Raw genomic sequence first — 19,709 nt, 5'->3', positions numbered from 1 at the left:
ACCCACCACTATACCCCACCGCAACAAAAAACTAACATAAACATTGCTGATGGGGTGGCACCGCTGCGCGGTGCCACCCCATCACTCACTTCGAGACACAACCTAGCTCCGCGCAACGCGGATCGGAAGGGTGCAGGCCGTGGTCAGAACGGCCCGTCGGCCCAGGCATTCAGCACGATGCCCTTCTTGCCCTCGCCGTTGCACTCGATCGTCATCGGGATGAGCGGCCGCGGCGAATCGCCCACGATGTAGGTGGGGGCCTGGTAGCCGCTGCCCACCTGCCGGGTGCCCAGGCACTCCACCACCGCGGCGTACCAGGTGTCCGCGGGGCAGGTGAAGGTGGCGGTGTCGAGCGTCCGGTCGATGCGGCAGACCGAGTCGGCACCTGCGGCCGGCGCCGACACCGCGATCAGGCCCGCCGCACCGATGCCGAGTGCGGAACCGATCGCGAGCGACCGGCGGCGCGGGTGGAGATGGTGATGGTTCGTCATCGATCAAGCTCCCTCGTAGACGGACAGATCAAGCGAAACAGTTCGTCCCATACTGACCGCGAGACCCCGCTGGACGGCCGAACCTCGCGGAGATCGTTGTTCCGGCGTGGCGAGTCCGCCGGGACGCGCTGGCGCTGCCGGGCCGCGCCCGGGCTAGGCGACCAGCAGCTTCGGCGCCGAATTCGCCACGGCCCCAGCGCGGATCGGCAGCGGCGTCGTGTGCTCGCGGTAGTCGCCGTAGACGACGATCGGCCCGGCGGCCTCGGCAGGCACCGAGACCGCCACCAGCGCGGCGGCGGCCAGGCAGACCGCCCCCGCGATGGCGAGCGAGCGGCGGCGCAAGCGCAGTCGGATCATGGCGGTCCCGCCAGGTGGATGATCTTGCGGATACTTCGTCGCCGTGACCGCCGCGGATGGTCGCCCGCAGGCCCGGCGGGTGTGTCGGAGGCCTTGGCCGCCTGTCGGGGGCACTGACTAACCTGGAGCCGTGGCAGATCCCGCGACCTACCGGCCCGCACCGGGCACCATTCCCGTCGAACCAGGTGTCTACAAGTTCCGGGACAAGTTCGGGCAGGTCATCTATGTCGGCAAGGCGAAAAGCCTGCGCCAGCGCCTGAACTCGTACTTCGCCGACGTGGCCGGGTTGCACCCGCGCACCCGGCAGATGGTGACCACGGCGGCCGGGGTCGAGTGGACCGTGGTGTCCACCGAGGTGGAAGCGCTGCAGCTGGAATACAACTGGATCAAGGAATTCGATCCGCGCTTCAATGTCCGCTACCGCGACGACAAGTCGTATCCGGTGCTGGCGGTCAGCCTCGACGAGGAGTATCCGCGGGTGTTCGTCTACCGCGGCGCGCGCAAGAAGGGCGTGCGGTACTTCGGCCCGTACGCCCACGCCTGGGCCATTCGCGAGACCCTGGATCTGCTGCTGCGGGTGTTCCCGGTGCGCACCTGCTCGGCGGGAGTCTTCAAGCGGCACAGTCAGATCGGGCGGCCGTGCCTGCTCGGCTACATCGACAAGTGCTCCGCGCCGTGCATCGGCCGGGTGAGCGCGGCCGAGCACCGGCAGATCGTGGACGACTTCTGCGACTTCCTCTCCGGCAAGACCGATCGCCTGGTCAAGCAGCTCGAGCGCCGCATGCACGAGGCCGCCGACGAACTCGACTTCGAACTGGCCGCCCGCCTGCGCGACGACGTGCAGGCGCTCAAGCGCGCCCTGGAGAAGCAGGCCGTGGTGCTGGGCACCGGCACCGACGCCGATGTCATCGACTTCGCGGTGGACGAACTCGAGGTCGCGGTCCAGATCTTCCACGTGCGCGACGGCCGGGTGCGCGGGCAGCGCGGCTGGGTGGTCGACAAGTCCGGCGACGCCCTGGACCCGGGGCGGTCAGGGCCGGAGGCAGCAGCCGGCGTAACCACGGAGGGCCCCGGCCCAGGTCCGATCGACCCTGCCGTGGCGGAATCCGGTGGTGAGCTGGCCGCCCTGGTCGAGCAGTTCCTCACCCAGTTCTACGGCGAGCAGACCGCGGTCGCCGCGCAGAGCGGGGACGCACAGCCCGGAGCCGTCGTCCCGCGCGAGGTGCTGGTCCCGGCCCTGCCCAATGATCATGAGCAGGTTCAGCAGTGGCTCTCGGACCTGCGCGGATCGGCCGTGCAGCTGCGGGTGCCGCAGCGCGGTGACAAGAAGGCACTGGCCGAGACCGTGCAGCGCAATGCCCAGGAGGCCCTGGCCCAGCACAAGCTCAAGCGCGCCGGCGACCTGACCGCGCGCTCGGCCGCGTTGCAGGAACTACAGGACGCCCTGGACCTGGACAGCGCGCCGCTGCGCATCGAATGCGTGGACATCTCGCATGTGCAGGGCACCGATGTGGTGGCCTCGCTGGTCGTGTTCGAGGACGGCCTGGCCCGCAAGTCCGAGTACCGGCACTACGCCATCAAGGAGGCCGCCGGCGAGGGCCGCTCCGACGACGTCGGCAGCATCGCCGAGGTGACCCGGCGGCGCTTCGGCAAGCTGCGCCGCGACCTGGACGCCGCCGAGGCCGCCGAGCTCGAATCCGGTTCGGACCCGGTCGAATCCAGCCTGCCCGGCATCGATCCGAAGACCGGTAAGCCGCGCCGTTTCGCCTACCCGCCCAACCTGTACGTGGTGGACGGCGGCGCGCCGCAGGTGAATGCCGCCGCCGAGGTGCTCGACGAACTCGGCATCACCGATGTCGCGGTCATCGGGCTGGCCAAGCGCCTGGAGGAGGTGTGGGTGCCGAACGAGGCGGATCCGGTGATCATGCCGCGCACCAGCGAGGCGCTGTATCTGCTGCAGCGGGTCCGCGACGAGGCGCATCGCTTCGCCATCACCTTCCACCGCTCCAAACGCTCGCGGCGGATGACCGAATCGGTGCTGGACTCGGTGCCCGGGCTGGGCTCGGCGCGCAAGACCGCGCTGGTCACGCACTTCGGATCGGTCGCCAAGCTCAAGCAGGCTACGGTGGAGCAGATCACCGAGGTCCCGGGCATCGGCGTGGCGACGGCCAAGGCGGTCCTGGCCGCCCTGCAGCAGCCGTAGCAATCGTGCGCGGACCCATCGGTTTGCCGCGATGGCGCGTCCGATCGGGACGCACCGGGTAGAGTGCGACACGCCGAATAGCAAAACTGCGACACGCCGTGTGTGCAGGTCGGGAGCAGAAATCACAGCTGTGTCTCGCTCCCGTCGTGTGCCTGCCGCGTTTCGGGGCGTCGGTGCAGGATGATCGAGGGAACTCCAGACACGAACCGGTAGGACATGACGCGCGTCGAAGCCAGTACTGATACGGCCGAAAACAGCAAGGCAACCGATACAGGTGAGTCCCAGCCGACCGCTCGCAGCGGGCGGTCGGCGCCCGAATCCGCACCGGTCGAGGTCGTCATCGTGACGGGCCTGTCCGGCGCCGGGCGCGGCACCGCCGCCAAGGTGCTCGAGGATCTCGGCTACTACGTGGCCGACAACCTCCCACCCGAATTGATCGGCCGCATGGTCGATCTCGGCCGCGGCGCCGAACCGCCCATCCGCAAACTGGCGCTCGTCATGGACGTGCGCAACCGCTTCTTCACCGGGAACCTCGCCGCGGTCGGCGAGCAGCTACGGGCCGCGGGTGTGCGCACCCGCATCCTGTTCCTGGAGGCCTCCGACGACGTGCTGATCCGCCGCTTCGGGTTCGCGCGCCGCCGCCATCCGCTGCAGAGCGAGAGCGCCGACGGCACCCTGACCGCCGGCATCGCCGCCGAGCGGCGGCGCCTGGACCCGGTGAAAACCGCCGCCGACGTGGTCATCGACACCACCGCGCTGTCCATTCACCAGCTGCACCGCAAGCTCGAGGAGGTCTACGGCGGCGACGCCGCCACCGTGCTGCAGCTGACCATTCAATCGTTCGGTTTCAAATACGGAGTCCCACTCGACGCCGACATGGTGTTCGATTTGCGGTTTCTGCCGAATCCGCATTGGATTCCCGAACTCCGCGAAAAGACCGGACAGGACGCCCCGGTCAGCGAGTATGTGTTGTCGCAGCCGGGCGCGCAGGACTATCTGGGCACCGCGCGGCATCTCGTCGACCTGACGACCGAGGGCTACCGCCAAGAGGGGAAGCGATACATGACCGTGGCAGTGGGTTGTACCGGCGGCAAACACCGCAGTGTGGCGATAGCGGAGGCGCTGGGCGAGGCGCTGGCGGGCAACGAATCGGCCCCGGCCGGCAACGACTCGGGTGACGTGGTGCGGGTGGTCCATCGGGATCTGGGGCGGGAATGAGTGAGAACGACTCCGTCCGCACCACCAATCCGGCCATCGTGGCCCTCGGTGGTGGGCACGGCCTGTATTCGACGCTGACCGCCATCCGGCGGCTCACCCGCAAGATCACCGCGGTGGTGACGGTCGCCGACGACGGCGGCTCCTCGGGACGGCTGCGGTCCGAGCTGGGCATGCTGCCCCCGGGGGATCTGCGAATGGCCTTGGCGGCCTTGGCCGAAGAGGCCGACGGCATCTGGGCGCGAACCTTGCAACACCGCTTCGGCGGCACCGGCGCGCTGGCCGGGCATTCGGTGGGCAATCTGATTCTGGTGGGTCTCACCGAGGAGCTGGGCGATCCGGTCGCGGCCCTGGACGAGGCCGGAAAGATCCTGCGGATCACCGGCCGCGTGGTACCCATGTCGCCCATCGCGCTGACCATCGAAGCGGATGTGTCTGGGCTGGAAGGCGATCCGCGCGTGAGCCGCTGTATCCGCGGTCAGGTGGCCGTGGCGACCACGCCGGGCAAGGTGCGCCGAGTGCGGCTGATCCCCTCGGATCCGCCCGCCTGCCCCGAGGCGACCTCGGCCATCGAGCACGCCGACGTGGTGGTGCTGGGCCCCGGAAGCTGGTTCACGAGCGTCATCCCGCATGTGCTGGTGCCCGAATTGCACGAAGCGCTGCTGTATACGCGGGCACGGAAAGTGCTGGTGCTCAACCTCGCTGCCGAACCGGGCGAAACGGCCGGATTCAGCGCCGAACGACACCTGCATGTATTGTCCCAGCACGCACCGGATTTCACAGTCGACCATGTTCTGGTGGACTCCGGTTCCGTACCCGAGGGTAGGGAACGCGAACATCTGGCAAGAGCTGCCGAACAGCTGCGTGCGCGAGTAACCTTCGCTGATGTCGCCGAGGCGGGGACGGACCGGCACCACCCCGGAAAGCTTGCCGCCGCACTGGATCAGGTGATCCGGCAACCTCGGCCGGAATTGGCAGGGCTTCGAGTCGAAGGACGGCATATGGGCCAACGTGTGCGGTCCGGGTTGGGTGGAAAGGAGCGCGTCTCGTGGCGATGACAGCGGAAGTGAAGGACGAGCTGAGCCGGCTCTCTGTATCACAGGTGAGCTCGCGCAAAGCGGAATTGTCCGCGCTACTGCGGTTCGCTGGTGGATTGCACATCGTCGGCGGTCGAGTGATCGTCGAAGCCGAGGTGGACATGGGTTCCATTGCACGTCGGCTGCGCCGAGAGATCTTCGAGCTGTACGGATACGGCTCGGACGTGCATGTCCTCGGCGCCGGCGGGCTCCGGAAAACCTCCCGGTACGTGGTGCGGGTTTCCAAGGAGGGCGAGGCGCTGGCGCGCCAGACCGGATTACTCGATGTGCGCGGCCGCCCGGTGCGCGGGCTGCCCGCCCAGGTGGTGGGCGGCAGCATCGGCGATGCCGAAGCCGCTTGGCGTGGAGCGTTTCTCGCGCACGGCTCGCTCACCGAGCCGGGCCGCTCCTCGGCCCTGGAGGTGAGCTGCCCCGGGCCGGAGGCGGCGCTGGCCCTGGTCGGCGCCGCGCGGCGGATGGGCATCTCGGCCAAGGCGCGCGAGGTGCGCGGCACCGATCGCGTCGTGGTGCGCGACGGTGAGGCCATCGGCGCTCTGCTCACCCGCATGGGTGCGCAGGACACCCGGCTCACCTGGGAGGAGCGGCGCATGCGTCGCGAGGTCCGGGCGACCGCCAACCGACTGGCCAATTTCGACGATGCCAACCTGCGTCGTTCGGCCCGCGCGGCCGTGGCCGCCGCGGCCCGCGTGGAGCGCGCGCTCGAAATACTGAGCGAGGATGTGCCGGACCATCTGGCCGCGGCGGGCAAGCTGCGCGTGCTGCACCGGCAGGCGTCCCTGGAGGAGTTGGGCCAGCTGGCCGATCCGCCCATGACGAAAGACGCTGTGGCGGGCCGGATCCGGCGGCTGCTGTCGATGGCGGACCGGCGCGCCAAGGAACTCGGCGTGCCCGACACCGAAAGCGCTGTCACCGCAGAGCTGCTCGAAGAGGCGTGAAACACCCACGCCGCCGCATAAACTGACGAACACCGCACGGTGATTCCGTCCGGAAGCGCCGCAACCCCAAGGGTCGCGGCGCTTCCGGTCGTCTGTGACGAAAGTGAACGTTTCGTTGTTCACCGTGGCGGGGGTGTGTCCGTGATGTTTCCGTTACAGGTCTAGGGTTAGCACCGCAACGGAAACGATCCGCAAAGCTGAGGAGCGAAAACGTGACTGTCCGGGTAGGGATCAACGGCTTCGGCCGCATCGGGCGAAACTTCTTCCGAGCCGTCGAGGCGCAGAAGGCCCTCGGCACCACCGACATCGAGATCGTGGCGGTCAACGATCTCACCGACAACAAGTCGCTGGCGACCCTCCTGAAGTACGACTCGATCCTCGGCCGCCTGCCGCAGGACGTTTCCCTGGACGGCGACGAGACCATCGTCGTCGGCGACCAGCGCATCACCGCGCTGGCCATCAAGGAGGGCCCGGCCGCGCTGCCGTGGGGTGACCTGGGTGTCGACGTCGTCGTCGAGTCCACCGGTATCTTCACCGACGCGACCAAGGCGAAGGGCCACCTGGCCGCCGGCGCCAAGAAGGTCATCATCTCCGCGCCCGCCAAGGGCGAGGACATCACCATCGTGATGGGCGTCAACGACGACAAGTACGACGGTTCGCAGAACATCATCTCGAACGCGTCCTGCACCACCAACTGCCTGGGCCCGATTGCCAAGGTGCTCAACGACTCCTTCGGCATCGAGCGTGGTCTGATGACCACCGTGCACGCCTACACCCAGGACCAGAACCTGCAGGACGGTCCGCACTCGGATCTGCGTCGCGCCCGCGCCGCCGCGCTGAACATCGTGCCCACCGGTACCGGCGCCGCCAAGGCCATCGGCCTGGTGCTGCCCGAGCTGCTCGGCAAGCTGAACGGTTACGCGCTGCGCGTGCCGGTCCCGACCGGTTCGCTCACCGACCTGACCGTGGACCTGGCCAAGACCGCCTCGATCGACGAGATCAACGCCGCGATGAAGGCCGCCGCGGACGGCCCGATGAAGGGCATCCTGAAGTACAACGTCGACCCGATCGTCTCCTCCGACATCGTGACCGACCCGCACTCCTCCATCTACGACGCGCCGCTGACCCAGGTCATCGACAACCAGGTCAAGGTCGCCTCGTGGTACGACAACGAGTGGGGCTACTCCAACCGTCTCGCCGACCTGGTCGGCCTCGTCGGCAAGTCCCTCTAAGCGCCGATGACGATCAAGACTCTGCAGGATCTGCTGACCGAGGGTGTCGAGGGCCGGGGCGTGCTGGTGCGCTCCGACCTGAATGTTCCCCTCGATAACGGCGTCATCACCGACCCGGGCCGCATCGTCGCGTCCGCGCCGACCATCAAAGCGCTGGCCGAGGCCGGCGCCAAGGTCGTCGTGACCGCGCACCTCGGCCGCCCCAAGGGTGAGCCGGATCCGAAGTTCTCCCTCGCGCCGGTCGCGGCGCGGCTGTCGGAGGAGCTGGGCCGCAATGTCCAGCTCGCCGGCGACGTGGTGGGCCAGGACGCGCTCGCCCGCTCCGAGGGCCTCACCGACGGTGATGTGCTGCTGCTGGAGAACATTCGCTTCGACGCGCGCGAGACCAGCAAGGACGACGCCGAGCGCACCAAGCTCGCCCGTGCCCTGGTCGAGCTGGTCGGCGACGACGGCGCGTTCGTGTCCGACGGTTTCGGTGTGGTGCACCGCAAGCAGGCGTCGGTGTACGACGTGGCCAAGCTGCTGCCGCACTACGCGGGCAACCTGGTCGCGACCGAGACCGAGGTGCTGAAGAAGCTCACCGAGAACCCGGAGCGTCCGTACGCGGTGGTGCTCGGCGGCTCGAAGGTCTCCGACAAGCTGGCGGTCATCGAGGCGCTCGCGCCGAAGGTCGACACGCTGGTCATCGGCGGCGGCATGTGCTTCACCTTCCTTGCGGCGCAGGGACTTCCGGTGGGCACCTCGCTGCTGCAGGCGGAGATGATCGAGACCTGCAAGGGGCTGCTGGACAAGTACGCCGACGTCATCCATCTGCCGGTGGACATCGTGGTGGCCGACAAGTTCGCCGCCGACGCGGACTCGAAGACCGTGCCCGCCCACGAGATTCCCGACGGCTGGATGGGTCTGGACATCGGTCCCGACTCGGTCGCCCGCTTCTCGGCGCTGCTGACCGAGGCCAAGACCGTGTTCTGGAACGGCCCGATGGGTGTGTTCGAGTTCGAGAAGTTCTCGGCCGGCACCCGCGGTGTCGCCGAGGCGATCGCCACGGCGACCTCGAAGGGCGCGTTCACGGTGGTCGGCGGCGGCGACTCGGCCGCGGCCGTGCGCACCCTGGGTCTGCCCGACGACGGTTTCTCGCACATCTCCACCGGTGGCGGCGCGTCGCTGGAGTACCTGGAGGGCAAGGAACTTCCCGGCCTCGCTGTCCTGGAGGACTGAACCATGGCACGTAAGCCTTTGATCGCCGGCAACTGGAAGATGAACCTCAATCACCTCGAGGCCATCGCTCTGGTGCAGAAGATCGCATTCGCGTTGCCGGAGAAGTACTTCGACAAGGTCGACGTGACGGTGATCCCGCCGTTCGTGGACCTGCGCAGCGTGCAGACGCTGGTCGAGGGTGACCGTCTCCTGATCACCTACGGTGCCCAGGACGTGTCCACCCACGACGAGGGCGCCTACACCGGCGAGATCAGCGGCTCCATGCTGGCCAAGCTGGGCTGCAGCTTCGTCGTGGTGGGTCACTCGGAGCGGCGTCAGTACCACAACGAGGACGACGCCACCGTGCTGGCCAAGGCCAAGCAGGCACTCAAGTACGGCATTACCCCGATCGTCTGCATCGGTGAGGGCCTGGGCGTCCGCGAGACCAAGACCCACGTCGAGTACAACCTCGAGCAGCTCCGCGGCTCGCTCAAGGGCCTGACGCCCGAGGAGATCTCGAAGATCGTCATCGCCTACGAGCCGGTCTGGGCCATCGGCACCGGCAAGGTCGCCACCCCGGCCGACGCGCAGGAAGTCTGCGGCGCCATCCGCAAGGAACTCGCCGAACTGGCGAATCCCGAAGTGGCGGCCGCTGTCCGGGTCCTCTACGGCGGTTCGGTCAACGCGAAGAACGTCGGCGAACTGGTCGGCCAGACCGACATCGACGGCGCTCTCGTGGGCGGCGCGTCCCTGAAGGGTGACGAGTTCGCCACCCTCTCCGCGATCGCCGCGGGCGGTCCGCTGCCGTAACGGTTTCCGCTGCACAGGGCCGGGCATCCGCAGGATGCCCGGCCCTGTGCTGTCTCCGGGCGAGAGCGTGTGGTCGTGGCCGGCTGACGCCGCCGCGCCGGGAAGCTCCCCTCGGCGGAAGTACTCATACAGAAGAATGATCGGTATGAGCGACTGGAATACGAACATCATCGACGAGTTCCGGGCCAACGAGGGACGGGTCGGCGGGCCGTTCGAGGGGGCGCCGTTGATTCTGGTGCACCATCGGGGCCGCAAGACCGGGCGGGAGCTGGTGACGCCCATGATGTACCTGGCCGATGAGCAGGATCCGGCGACCGTGTACGTTTTCGCGACCAAGTCGGGCGCGCCGACGAATCCGGACTGGTACTACAACCTGACCCAGGCGGGGACGGCCGAGGCCGAGGTCGGGACCGAGACCTTTCAGGTCGAGGTCACCGAGGTGACCGGCGCGGACCGCGACCGGATCTTCGACGAACAGGCCCGGCGATACCCGGGTTTCGGCGAATACGCCGCGAAGACCGCCGGTATCCGCACCATCCCGGTGCTGGCGCTGCGCCGGGCCTAGGCTCGCGGCCGCAGGGCGCGGGTGCTCGGCCCGCGCCCTGGCAGGCGTCGGCGCGGGGGTGCGTTAGACGGGTGAATGGTCGCGGTGTTTGCGGGGGATGGTGGGCGCGGAGATCGATCCCCAGTAGGCGACGGCCGGGGTTCGAGGTGGGTTCGAGGGTAGTGGTGGCCTCGTTCGTTGGTGGGAGGCCGGGAGCGGGGTGGGCCACCGTGTCCATGAATTCATTTGCGGCGGTAGGGGAGTCGGCGGGGGAGTGACGGCCGCCCAAGTGTAGGGGCGGGTCTTTCGAGGGCGAATGGATCGCCGGATCTTGCTGGTCAGGACCTTGTCGAATGCTGTCCGCGTTACTGACAGGAAGTCCCTTCTTGACAGTAACTGTCATATCGGCAGATACTCGCTCTAACGAAGGAGGGCGACGGATGTCATTGCGGGAGCGGCAGCGCCGGCAGGTGCGCGGCGAGATTCAGCGGGCGGCGTACGAGTTGTTCGCGGAGAAGGGCTTCGGGGAGGTGACGACCGAGCAGATCGCCGCCGCGGCGGGTGTGTCGGCCAGTACCTACTTCCGGCATGTGCGGAGCAAGGAGGATCTGCTGCTGGATCCGGTCCGCGAGGGCGGGTCGGGAATCGTCGCGCTGCTCGAGGAGCGCGACGGCGACGAGCCCGCGGATGTAGCGCTGGCGCAGTCGATTCTGGCGCGGTCCACCGCGCTGGCCCCGGCGGAGCTGGAGCAGTGGCGGGCCGCGTTCCGCACCGTGCCGCATCTTCTGGAGCGAGTGGCTCTGATCACTCCGGAGCATCGGGCGCGCCTGGTCGAGCTGGTCGGCCAGCGGATGGGCCGAGACTCGCGGCGGGACAGCACGCCGGGTTTGCTGGTGCATCTCATGCTGGCGGCGGCGGAGTTCGGTTACTTGCAGTGGCTGCGTAATTCGGCGCAGCCGGAGATGTCGCTGGCAGTGTGCGTCGAGGGCGCGCTCGACGCCGTGGCCGGGGAACGCTGGCGGCGTCACGGCTGAAAGCCGTTGGCATGCACTCGGATAGCTACAACAGAAAACGAAGATAGAGGAAACATGCAGCACGACAGGGCAACTGACGAGACATTCGATCTGGTCGTCGTGGGGTCGGGGGCGGCGGGCATGGCCGCGGCGCTGACGGCCGCCCACCACGGACTGTCCACAGTGATCGTCGAGAAGGCGCGGGCATGGGGCGGATCCACCGCGAGATCCGGTGGCGGCGTGTGGATTCCGGGCAACGCGGTGCTGCGCCGTGACGCCCCCGCCGATGACCTCGAGGCCGCGCGAGCCTATCTGAAACACATCATCGGCCCCGGGGTGCCGCCCGAGCGGATCGACACCTTCCTCGACCGCGGACCGGAGGCCTTCGACTTCCTGGCCGCGCACGCGCCGCTGCGCATGCGGTGGGTGCCGGGCTATTCCGACTACTACCCGGAGGCGCCCGGCGGCCGCGGCCACGGCCGCTCGATCGAGCCCGTGCCCTACAACGCCACCGGTCTCGGCACCGAATTGGCCACGCTGGAGCCCGATTACGTGAAGGCCCCGAAGAATGTCGTGATCACCGCGGCCGAGTTCCGGCAGCTGCATCTGGGCCTGCGCAATCCGTGCAGTCCGCTGGCGGCCGTGCGCGTCGCCGGCCGGTGGCTGACGGCGGCCGTGCTGCGCCGGCGCGTCCTGGCCCGCGGCCAGGCGCTGAGTGCCATGCTGCGCGCGGGCCTGCTGGAGGCGAATGTGCCGCTGTGGCTGGACACTCCGCTGGTGGACCTGCGCACCGAGGGCGGCCGGGTCACGGGCGCGGCGGTGCTGCGGGACGGGCGCGAGCAGGTGCTCACCGCCCGCCGGGGCGTGGTCATCGCGGCCGGCGGCTTCGAGCACAACGAGGCGATGCGCAAGCAGTACCAGCGCGAGCCGATCGGCACCGACTGGACCGTCGGCGCGCAGGCCAATACCGGTGACGGCATCCGCGCGGGCGAGAATGCCGGTGGCGCGGTGGAATTCATGGCCGACGCCTGGTGGGGCCCATCCATTCCGCTGCCCCGGCTGGCCTGGTTCTGCCTGGCCGAGCGCAATCTGCCCGGCAGTATCGTGGTCAACGACCGCGGCGAGCGGTTCATGAACGAATGCCTGCCCTATGTCGAGGCCACCCACCGCATGTACGGCGGCGAGCACGGGCAGGGCGCGGGCCCGGGCGAAAACCTGCCCGCCTGGCTGATTTTCGACCAGCGCTACCGCAACCGCTACCAGTTCGCGGGTGTCCCGCCCCGTCAGCCCCTGCCCGGCCGCTGGTTCAAATCGGGCGCGCTCACCCGCGCCGACTCGCTCCCCGAACTCGCCGAGCAGATCGGTGTCCCGGTCGAGAAACTCCGGGCCACGGTGACCCGATTCAACGAATTCGCCGCCGCCGGTATCGATCCCGACTTCGGCCGCGGTGACAGCGCCTACGACAACTACTACGGCGACCCGCGCAACCGCCCCAACCCGAATCTCGGTGCGCTGGCGACGGGTCCGTTCTACGCGGCGAAACTGGTGCCCGGCGACCTCGGCACCAAGGGCGGCCTGAGCGCCGATGTCGACGGCCGGGTGCTGCGGGCGGACGGCTCGGTGATCGAGGGCCTGTACGCGGCCGGCAATGCGAGCGCTCCGGTCATGGGCCACACCTACGCCGGACCCGGCGCGACCATCGGCCCCGCTGTCGTCTTCGGCTACCTGGCGGCCCGCCACGCGGCCGGCCGGTAGTCCCGGCGCCGACCGGCGCGCCGCTGGGGGATCCGTCCGGTGTCCCGCGGCGGTGCGCCACCCGACGTCCGGGTCAGGCCAGGACCGCGCCGCCGTCGAGGGGCAGCACGGTGCCGGTGGCGTGGGGCTGGGTGAGGAAGAAGACGAAGGCCTGCGCGATATCGTCCACTTCGGCGATGCGGCGCAACGGTGTCGTGGCCGCGGTGTCGGTGTAGAACTGCTCGCGCAACTCTTCGGGGAAGTTCCACAGCGGCGACCGGACCACACCCGGCATGACCGCGTTCACCCGGATCGGCGCCAGTTCCACCGCCAGCGCCCGGGTCAGGGTCTCGATCGCGCCGCAGACGCTGGACGTGACCGTCGAACCCGGGACGGGGCGCGGCCCGGCGGTACCGCTGGTCAGGGTGATCGACCCGTCGGCCCGCAGCCGCGCCGCGGCCGCTTGTACCGCGGCCAGCATGCTGAAGTAGCGCAGCTCGAAGAACTTCCGCGCGGCGTCGAGATCCAGTTCGGCCAGCGGGGAGAGCAGCAGCGGCTCGCCGGCGGTGTAGACGAGGTGGTCGAGCGCGCCGAGTTCATCGAATATCGCGCGAATCCGGTTGGTGTCGTTGAGGTTCGCGACCACGCCGGTGACGCCGGCCGGGAGTTCGGCCACCGCGCGGTCCACGTTCTCCTGGCGGCTGGAGACGACGGTGACCTTCGCGCCCTGTGCGGCCGTCGCGGCGGCCACGGCGTAGCCGATTCCGGAGGTGCCGCCCAGGATGACGACGTGCTGTCCGTCGAGAGACATCGGATTTCCTTTCGGGGAATGCTGTACGTGTGTGCCTGTCCACCTTGGGTTTCGCGACCCGCTCCCGTCCAAGACCTATACCGCCGCCTGTAATACCCTGAAGGCATCATGAGTGACGTCGATCTGCGCAAGCTGCGCTACTTCGTGGCGGTGGCCGAACACCTGCATTTCGGCCGCGCCGCGGAGCAGCTGTTCATCGCGCAACCGGTCCTGTCACGCCAGATTCGCGCGCTCGAGGAGGAACTGGGCGCGCAGCTGTTCGCCCGCGATCGGCGCGGGACCGCGCTGACGTCGGCGGGGGAGCAGCTGCTGGCCGACGCCAGACCGCTGCTCGCGGCCGCGGAAGCCCTGCAGCGCAGGGTGATTCGGGCGGTCGAGGGGACACAGCGCTTCACCGTCGGCTTCATGCCCGGCCTCATCGTGACCGCCGCGGTGCGGACGCTCACCGAGCGCCACCCCGGCCTCGCCGTCGATCTGGTGCGCACCGGCTGGTTCGATCAGGTCGAGGTGGTCCACGACGGCCGCGTCGACGTCAGCGTGGTCCGGCTGCCGGTGGACCCGCACGGTCTGGTCGTGCGCCCGCTCTACACCGAGCCCCGGGTCGTGGTGCTGCCCGCCGACCACCGCCTCGCGGGCAAGGACGCGGTCGCCGTCGGCGATCTCGCCGACGAGCACCTGCTCCAGGACCCGGACACGGTCCCCGAATGGAGTGCGGTGGCAACCGAATTGCGCACCGACCGCCCCGCCGTCCCGGTCTTCCACAGTGTGGAGGAGAAGCTCGAGCACGTCGCCGCGGGCCGGGGCATCATGTTCCTGCCGCTGTCGGTGATGACCTTCTACACCCGCCCGGACATCGCCTACGTCCCGGTTCCCGACCTCGCGCCGCTGCAGGTGAGCCTGGCGTGGTCGTCGGCGCGCCCGGTTCCGCTGGCCGAGGAGTTCGCCGCCCTTGCCGCCCAGTGAGATTCGATCTATGGCGTCCACTCCGGAGTGATCTCGATTCCGGGCGACGAATGCCGCGCGAGCGGTTACCGTCGATGGTGTGTTCGGCATCATCCGGCCCTGCCGTCATCGGCTGGGCGAGGAACTCGGGCGGGCCTGGCTGGCGCAACTGTGCGGACTCTGTCTGGCACTGCGTGACGACCACGGCCAGAGCGCCCGCATGGCAACCAATTACGACGGGCTGATCGTCTCGGCCCTGGTGGAGGCACAGTCCACGGCGCCGCCCACCCGCCGCGCGGCCGGGCCCTGCCCGCTGCGCGGCATGAAACGCGCCGACGTCGCCACCGGCGACTGCGTCCGGCTGGCCGCCACGGTCTCGCTGGTGCTGGCCGCCGCCAAGGTGCGCGATCACGTGGCCGATCACGACGGCATGGCGGGCGCGGCCGGATTCCGGCCCGCCGCCCGGCGCATCGCCCAGCGCTGGGCCCGGCAGGGCGAATCCACCGGCGCCGGACTGGGTTTCGACACCGGAGTGCTGGTGACCGCGGTGGATCGGCAGGGTGAGGTGGAGGCCGCGGCCATGGTGGGCACCCCGCTGCTGGAGGTGACCGAACCCACCGAGACCGCGACCGCCGCGGCCTTCGGCCACACCGCCGTTCTGGCAGGACGCCCGGGAAACCAGGCAGCGCTGTCGGAGGTCGGCCGATTGTTCGGCCGCATAGCGCATCTCGTGGATGCCGTCGAGGACCTGGACGAGGACCTCGCACGCGGGAAGTGGAATCCCCTGGCCGCCACGGGAACCGAGGTGGCCGAGGCGCACCGCTTGTGCACCGACGCCCTGCTGGGTATCGAATTGGCGCTGGCCGATGTGGAATTCACCGATGGGCGGCTGATTCACAAACTGCTGAAGCACGAGCTGAACCGGTCGGTGACAAGGACCTTCGGCGGTCCCGCGCACACCTGCGCGAATCACGGTGCGCCCACCACGCCGCTGAGCCGCTGGCGTCGCCGGGGTCCGGGGCCGGGCCCCTGGGGTCCGCCGCCGCCCGGCTACGGTCCGCCTCCGGGCTACGGCCCGGGTCCCGGCTATTACGGTCCCGCCCCGCGGCGCCGCAGTGGCTTCTGCCTGCCGTGCTGTGAGGGCTGCGTCTGCTGCGGCGAAGGATGCTGCTGCTGTGAGGAATCCTGTTGCTGCTGTGAGGAAACCTGCTGCGACTGCTGAGTCACCGCGAGGGGCGGGCACTGCGGATTGCCCGGCCCTCCCGGCCCGATGATCCCGCCACCTCCGGGTAGACGGCTCACCGATGCCGGATCGGCTAGCTGGAGGCGGAGGCGGAGCCGGACGAGAGCAGACTGCTGCCGCTCGCGCTGCCGCTGATCAGATTCGACAGGCCCGACGAGCCGGTGTTCGTGGTGGTGGTCTGCAGGGTCCAGGTGCCGCAGCCGCTGGTGAAGAAGGCGACGTCGGTGGACTTGATCTCGACGGTGACGGTGCCGTTGACCGCGCCGCCGGCCTGGATGGTGGCGTTGGCGTCGGGGGTGATGGCCGACAACCGCGCCCAGGCGCACACGGTGGCGGCTGTCGTGGTCTTGTAGACGCCGGGCTGGATGTCGACGCCGACCTTGAAGGTGGCATCGGTGCTCATGCTGTTGCCGACGGCATTCGCGGTGCCGGTGGAGGCCAGGATGGCGGCCGCGGTGAGTGCGAGGCCGTTGGCCCAGACTGTCTTTCTCATGATGTGTCCTCAAGGGTGTGAAACGAGAGCGTTTCGGAGAGTAATGGGCGCCCGGGTCACCGGGGTGCGTTTTCCATAACCTGGCGTAAATGGGCATCCGGACTATCCGGCCATCGAACATCGGATGCCGGAATTGCCGCGGGCCGCCATGATTGGTTGCGTGGCAGGACAATTCGTTCCCATCCCGGATTGGTTCTCAGCGGACAACCAGGATTGCGGTCTCGCCATCGCCGATCTGAGCGGCGACGGCACCCTCGACGCGGTGGTCCTCATGGTCGACAATCCGCCAGGTCAGAACACCGGAAACTATCGAGTCGGCCACGCCCTGGCGGCCGACGGCACCGTCCGCGAGTGGGGCCCCTGGCTGCAGGTGCCCGACTGGTGGGGCTGGGAGAACCAGGGCGCGGGCATCGCCATCGCCGACCTGGACGGCAACGGCCGCCCGGACATGGTGGTGTTCCTCGTCGACAACCCCGCCGGCCAGAACCAGGGCTACTTCCGCATCGGCCGCGACCTCGCCCCCGACGGCACCGTGACCGGCGGATGGACTGCGTGGCAACAGATTCCGGACTGGTATGGCTGGGAGAACCAGGGCGCCGACATCTGCCTGACCCACCTGGACGGGCAGCCGGTCCTGGTCGTCATGACCGTCGACGATCCGGTCGGCCAGAACAGCGGCCAGTTCCGGCTCGCCAAAGGTCTCGGCGCCGACGGCTCCGTCGCGGAATGGACACCGTGGCTGGCGATTCCGGACTGGTGGGGGTGGGAGAACCAGGGCGCGGGCATGACCGTCGCCGACCTGGACGGGGACGGGCGGCCCGAACTCATCGTCTTCACCATCGACCACCCGCAGAACGGCAATGCCGGGCTCTACACCATCGGCTGGGGCCTGGACGGCACCGGGCACTGCGTCGACGGCTGGAGCCGCTGGTCGCAGGTGCCGGACTGGGGTTTCCGGGAGAACGAGGGCGCGGCGGTCGCCCTGCTGCCCGGCGCCGGCGGACTGCCACAGCTGGTGGTGTGCGCGATCGACCATCCCCAGGGCGGCAATGCCGGATACCTGCGCGTGCTCGACCTCGACACCGATCTGGCCACCGCGGCCACCCAGGGCACCTGGCGCATCCTGGATTTCGACACCGAGATCAATCCGGTGCACGCCGCCCTGCTGCACACCGGCGATGTGCTGTTCTTCGCCGGATCCGGTAACGACCCGGATCGGTTGAACGCCCACGACTTTCGCACGCGGGTGTGGCACTACCCGAATTCGGGGCTGGACGCGCCCGCGACGCCCTTCGACATGTTCTGTTCCGGGCAGGCGTTCCTACCGGACGGGCGGCTGCTGGCCGCGGGCGGGACCGAGCAGTACGACCCGTTCCTCGGGCTACGTGACGCGTTGCTGTTCGACCCGCAGTCGCTGACCTGGAACCGGCAGCCCGATATGGTCTCCGGGCGCTGGTATCCGACCCTGACCGCGCTGAAAAACGGTGCGGTGGTCGCGGTTTCGGGCCTGGGGGAGGACGGGTTCCTGTCGGAGACGCCCGAGTTGTTCGACCCCGCCACCCTGACCTGGTCGAAACTCCCTGTGCCCGGGCCCATTCCGACGTACGCACACCTCGTGCTGCTCGCCGACGGCCGGGTGTTCTACACCGGCGGGCAGTTCGGCACCAACAACGGCATGCGCCCCTCGATCTGGGACACCGCCACCGGTGCGGCCACCGAGGTGCCGGGGCTCGTCGATCCGGAGTCGCGCAGCCAGTCCACCAGCGTGCTGCTGCCGCCCGCGCAGGCGCAGCGGGTGATGCTGATCGGCGGCGGCAGCGTCGACCCGCACGGTCCCGGCATGGCCTCCGCGGACACTCGGATCGTGGATCTGAGCGCGGCCGCGCCGGCGTACCAGGCCGGTCCCGCCATGACGTATGCCCGTATGCACGTGTGCGCGGTGATCCTGCCGGACCGCACGGTGCTGGCCGCGGGCGGATCGAGTATGGAGGAGATGGCGGATTCGGTGCCGCCGCACGGCGAGATCTACGATCCGGTCGCCGGAACCTGGTCGCCCACCGCGCCCGAGCGGGTGGCGCGGCTGTACCACTCGGTGGCGCTGCTGACACCGGACGGCAAGGTGGTGACCGCCGGATCGAATCCGCTGCGCAAAACAGAGGAACTGCGCATCGAGATGTTCTGGCCGCCCTACTTGTTCCAGGGTGCCCGGCCGGAATTTCAGATGTCCAGCGGCACAGCGGAATACGGCGCGACCCTGACGATCGCCACCACGGCCGCCGTGCGTGAGGCCAGCCTGCTGCACCCCACCTCGTGCACCCACTCCTGCGACAACAACCAGCGGCTGATCGACCTGCCGATCACCCCCGCCGCGTCCGGCGCCCTCACCGTCACGCTGCCCTCGAACCCGGCGCTGGCCCCGCCCGGCTGGTACCTCCTGGTCGTGGTGGACACCGACGGGATTCCCTCGACCGGGCAGTGGCTGCACCTGAATCCGGACGCGCCCGCACCGGTGTGAACCGCGAAATGCGGCAGCCCGGGCCGATACTCCGCACTACCGTGGAAGGTATGACCGCGGAGTACCGGCACCTACTCGTGAAGCGGGACGGCGACACCATCACCGTCACCATGAACCGTCCCGACCGCCGCAACGCGCTGTCCGCCGACCACCTGACCGAACTGCTGGCCGCGTTCCGCGCCGCGGGCGACACCGACGCCACCGGCATCGTGCTCGCCGCGGCCGGGCCGGTGTTCAGCGCGGGCCACGATTTCGCCGATGTGGCCGCCCGTGACCTGCTCGGCGTGCGCGACCTGCTCACCCTCTGCCAGCAGGTCATGACCACCCTGGAGACGGTGCCGCAGGTGGTGATCGCCCGCGTGCACGGCCTGGCCACCGCGGCCGGCTGTCAGCTCGTCGCGTCCTGCGACCTGGCCGTCGCCGCCGATTCGGCGGGCTTCGCCCTCCCCGGTGGCAAGGGCGGCTGGTTCTGCCACACCCCGGCCGTCCCGGTCGCCCGTTCCATCGGCCGCAAACGCCTCATGGAGCTGGCCCTCACCGGCGACGTCATCGACGCTCGCACCGCCGTCGACTGGGGTCTGATCAACTACGCCGTCCCCGACGCCGACCTCGACGACGCCGTCGCCGACCTGCTCGCCCGCGCCACCCGCGGCAGCCGCGCGAGCAAGGCGCTCGGCAAACGCACCCTCTACGCCCAGCTCGACCGCCCCGAGGCCGACGCCTACACCCTCGCCCGCGAGGTCATGGCCGCCGCCTCCCAATTGCCCGGCGCCCGCGAGGGAATGGCCGCCTTCCTGGAGAAGCGCCCGCCCGTCTGGCCCGACTGACCGGCGAGGCGGATGGGCGGGAATCCCACCCGGTCTCCACCCTGGGGTGG

The 19,709-nt window shown here is 69.3% G+C and carries 18 protein-coding genes; 14 read left to right on the top strand and 4 right to left on the bottom strand.

Annotated features, from left to right (window positions below; genetic code table 11):
* Positions 1–143: 143 nt before the first annotated feature.
* Complete coding sequence (locus ACWEKS_RS42220; RefSeq protein ID WP_452345330.1) at positions 144–491, bottom strand: hypothetical protein; 348 nt, start codon at positions 489–491, stop codon at positions 144–146.
* A 153-nt stretch (positions 492–644) separates the two neighbouring features.
* On the bottom strand, positions 645–848 hold the full coding sequence (locus ACWEKS_RS42215) for a hypothetical protein (RefSeq protein ID WP_452345329.1): 204 nt from the start codon (positions 846–848) through the stop codon (positions 645–647).
* Between the two features lie 130 nt (positions 849–978).
* Between ACWEKS_RS42215 and uvrC the strand changes: the two genes are divergently transcribed.
* The 10 genes from uvrC (at position 979) to kstD (ending at position 12,849) form a co-directional block, all read left to right on the top strand.
* Positions 979–3,051, top strand: coding sequence for an excinuclease ABC subunit UvrC (gene uvrC, locus ACWEKS_RS42210; RefSeq protein ID WP_452345328.1), 2,073 nt, complete (start codon positions 979–981; stop codon positions 3,049–3,051).
* A 216-nt stretch (positions 3,052–3,267) separates the two neighbouring features.
* Positions 3,268–4,269, top strand: coding sequence for an RNase adapter RapZ (gene rapZ / locus ACWEKS_RS42205; RefSeq protein WP_364612578.1), 1,002 nt, complete (start codon positions 3,268–3,270; stop codon positions 4,267–4,269).
* A complete protein-coding gene (locus ACWEKS_RS42200) occupies positions 4,266–5,324 on the top strand; it encodes a gluconeogenesis factor YvcK family protein (protein ID WP_452345327.1) in 1,059 nt (352 codons plus the stop codon). Before rapZ ends, ACWEKS_RS42200 begins: the two co-directional genes overlap by 4 nt.
* Positions 5,315–6,298, top strand: a complete 984-nt coding sequence (whiA, locus tag ACWEKS_RS42195; protein ID WP_040858457.1) for a DNA-binding protein WhiA — start codon at positions 5,315–5,317, stop codon at positions 6,296–6,298. Before ACWEKS_RS42200 ends, whiA begins: the two co-directional genes overlap by 10 nt.
* Before the next feature lie 212 nt (positions 6,299–6,510).
* Positions 6,511–7,530 (top strand): type I glyceraldehyde-3-phosphate dehydrogenase, encoded by a 1,020-nt coding sequence (gene gap, locus ACWEKS_RS42190; protein WP_354837476.1) that lies wholly within the window; start codon positions 6,511–6,513, stop codon positions 7,528–7,530.
* Positions 7,531–7,536: 6 nt separating this feature from the next.
* Complete coding sequence (locus ACWEKS_RS42185) at positions 7,537–8,748, top strand: phosphoglycerate kinase (protein ID WP_452345326.1); 1,212 nt, start codon at positions 7,537–7,539, stop codon at positions 8,746–8,748.
* A gap of 3 nt (positions 8,749–8,751) precedes the next feature.
* Complete coding sequence (gene tpiA / locus ACWEKS_RS42180; protein ID WP_452345325.1) at positions 8,752–9,537, top strand: triose-phosphate isomerase; 786 nt, start codon at positions 8,752–8,754, stop codon at positions 9,535–9,537.
* A gap of 136 nt (positions 9,538–9,673) precedes the next feature.
* Positions 9,674–10,102, top strand: a complete 429-nt coding sequence (locus ACWEKS_RS42175; protein WP_452345324.1) for a nitroreductase/quinone reductase family protein — start codon at positions 9,674–9,676, stop codon at positions 10,100–10,102.
* A gap of 419 nt (positions 10,103–10,521) precedes the next feature.
* Positions 10,522–11,115 carry a TetR/AcrR family transcriptional regulator gene (locus tag ACWEKS_RS42170; RefSeq protein ID WP_452345323.1) on the top strand — a complete coding sequence of 198 codons (594 nt, stop codon included), beginning with the start codon at positions 10,522–10,524 and terminating at the stop codon, positions 11,113–11,115.
* A 54-nt stretch (positions 11,116–11,169) separates the two neighbouring features.
* Positions 11,170–12,849, top strand: coding sequence for a 3-oxosteroid 1-dehydrogenase (kstD, locus tag ACWEKS_RS42165; protein WP_452345322.1), 1,680 nt, complete (start codon positions 11,170–11,172; stop codon positions 12,847–12,849).
* A gap of 73 nt (positions 12,850–12,922) precedes the next feature.
* On the opposite strand, the gene ACWEKS_RS42160 is transcribed toward kstD, so the two are convergent.
* Positions 12,923–13,639 carry an SDR family oxidoreductase gene (locus tag ACWEKS_RS42160; RefSeq protein ID WP_452345321.1) on the bottom strand — a complete coding sequence of 239 codons (717 nt, stop codon included), beginning with the start codon at positions 13,637–13,639 and terminating at the stop codon, positions 12,923–12,925.
* A 108-nt stretch (positions 13,640–13,747) separates the two neighbouring features.
* Between ACWEKS_RS42160 and ACWEKS_RS42155 the strand changes: the two genes are divergently transcribed.
* Entirely contained in the window at positions 13,748–14,602 is an 855-nt protein-coding gene (locus tag ACWEKS_RS42155; RefSeq protein WP_452345320.1) for a LysR family transcriptional regulator, read from the top strand.
* 79 nt (positions 14,603–14,681) lie between these two features.
* Positions 14,682–15,803 (top strand): DUF5685 family protein, encoded by a 1,122-nt coding sequence (locus ACWEKS_RS42150; RefSeq protein ID WP_452345319.1) that lies wholly within the window; start codon positions 14,682–14,684, stop codon positions 15,801–15,803.
* 94 nt (positions 15,804–15,897) lie between these two features.
* Here the strand turns inward: ACWEKS_RS42150 and ACWEKS_RS42145 are convergent, their stop codons facing one another.
* Positions 15,898–16,317, bottom strand: a complete 420-nt coding sequence (locus tag ACWEKS_RS42145) for a hypothetical protein (RefSeq protein ID WP_452345318.1) — start codon at positions 16,315–16,317, stop codon at positions 15,898–15,900.
* Between the two features lie 160 nt (positions 16,318–16,477).
* On the opposite strand from ACWEKS_RS42145, the gene ACWEKS_RS42140 reads away from it, so the two are divergent.
* Positions 16,478–18,832, top strand: coding sequence for a galactose oxidase-like domain-containing protein (locus ACWEKS_RS42140; RefSeq protein ID WP_452345317.1), 2,355 nt, complete (start codon positions 16,478–16,480; stop codon positions 18,830–18,832).
* 50 nt (positions 18,833–18,882) lie between these two features.
* Positions 18,883–19,659, top strand: coding sequence for an enoyl-CoA hydratase-related protein (locus ACWEKS_RS42135; protein WP_452345316.1), 777 nt, complete (start codon positions 18,883–18,885; stop codon positions 19,657–19,659).
* Positions 19,660–19,709 lie beyond the last annotated feature (50 nt).

The organism is Nocardia sp. NPDC004711, from assembly GCF_053601595.1.
The sequence above is the reverse complement of the archived record's forward strand: the minus strand, read 5'-3'. Positions and strand labels throughout refer to the sequence as shown.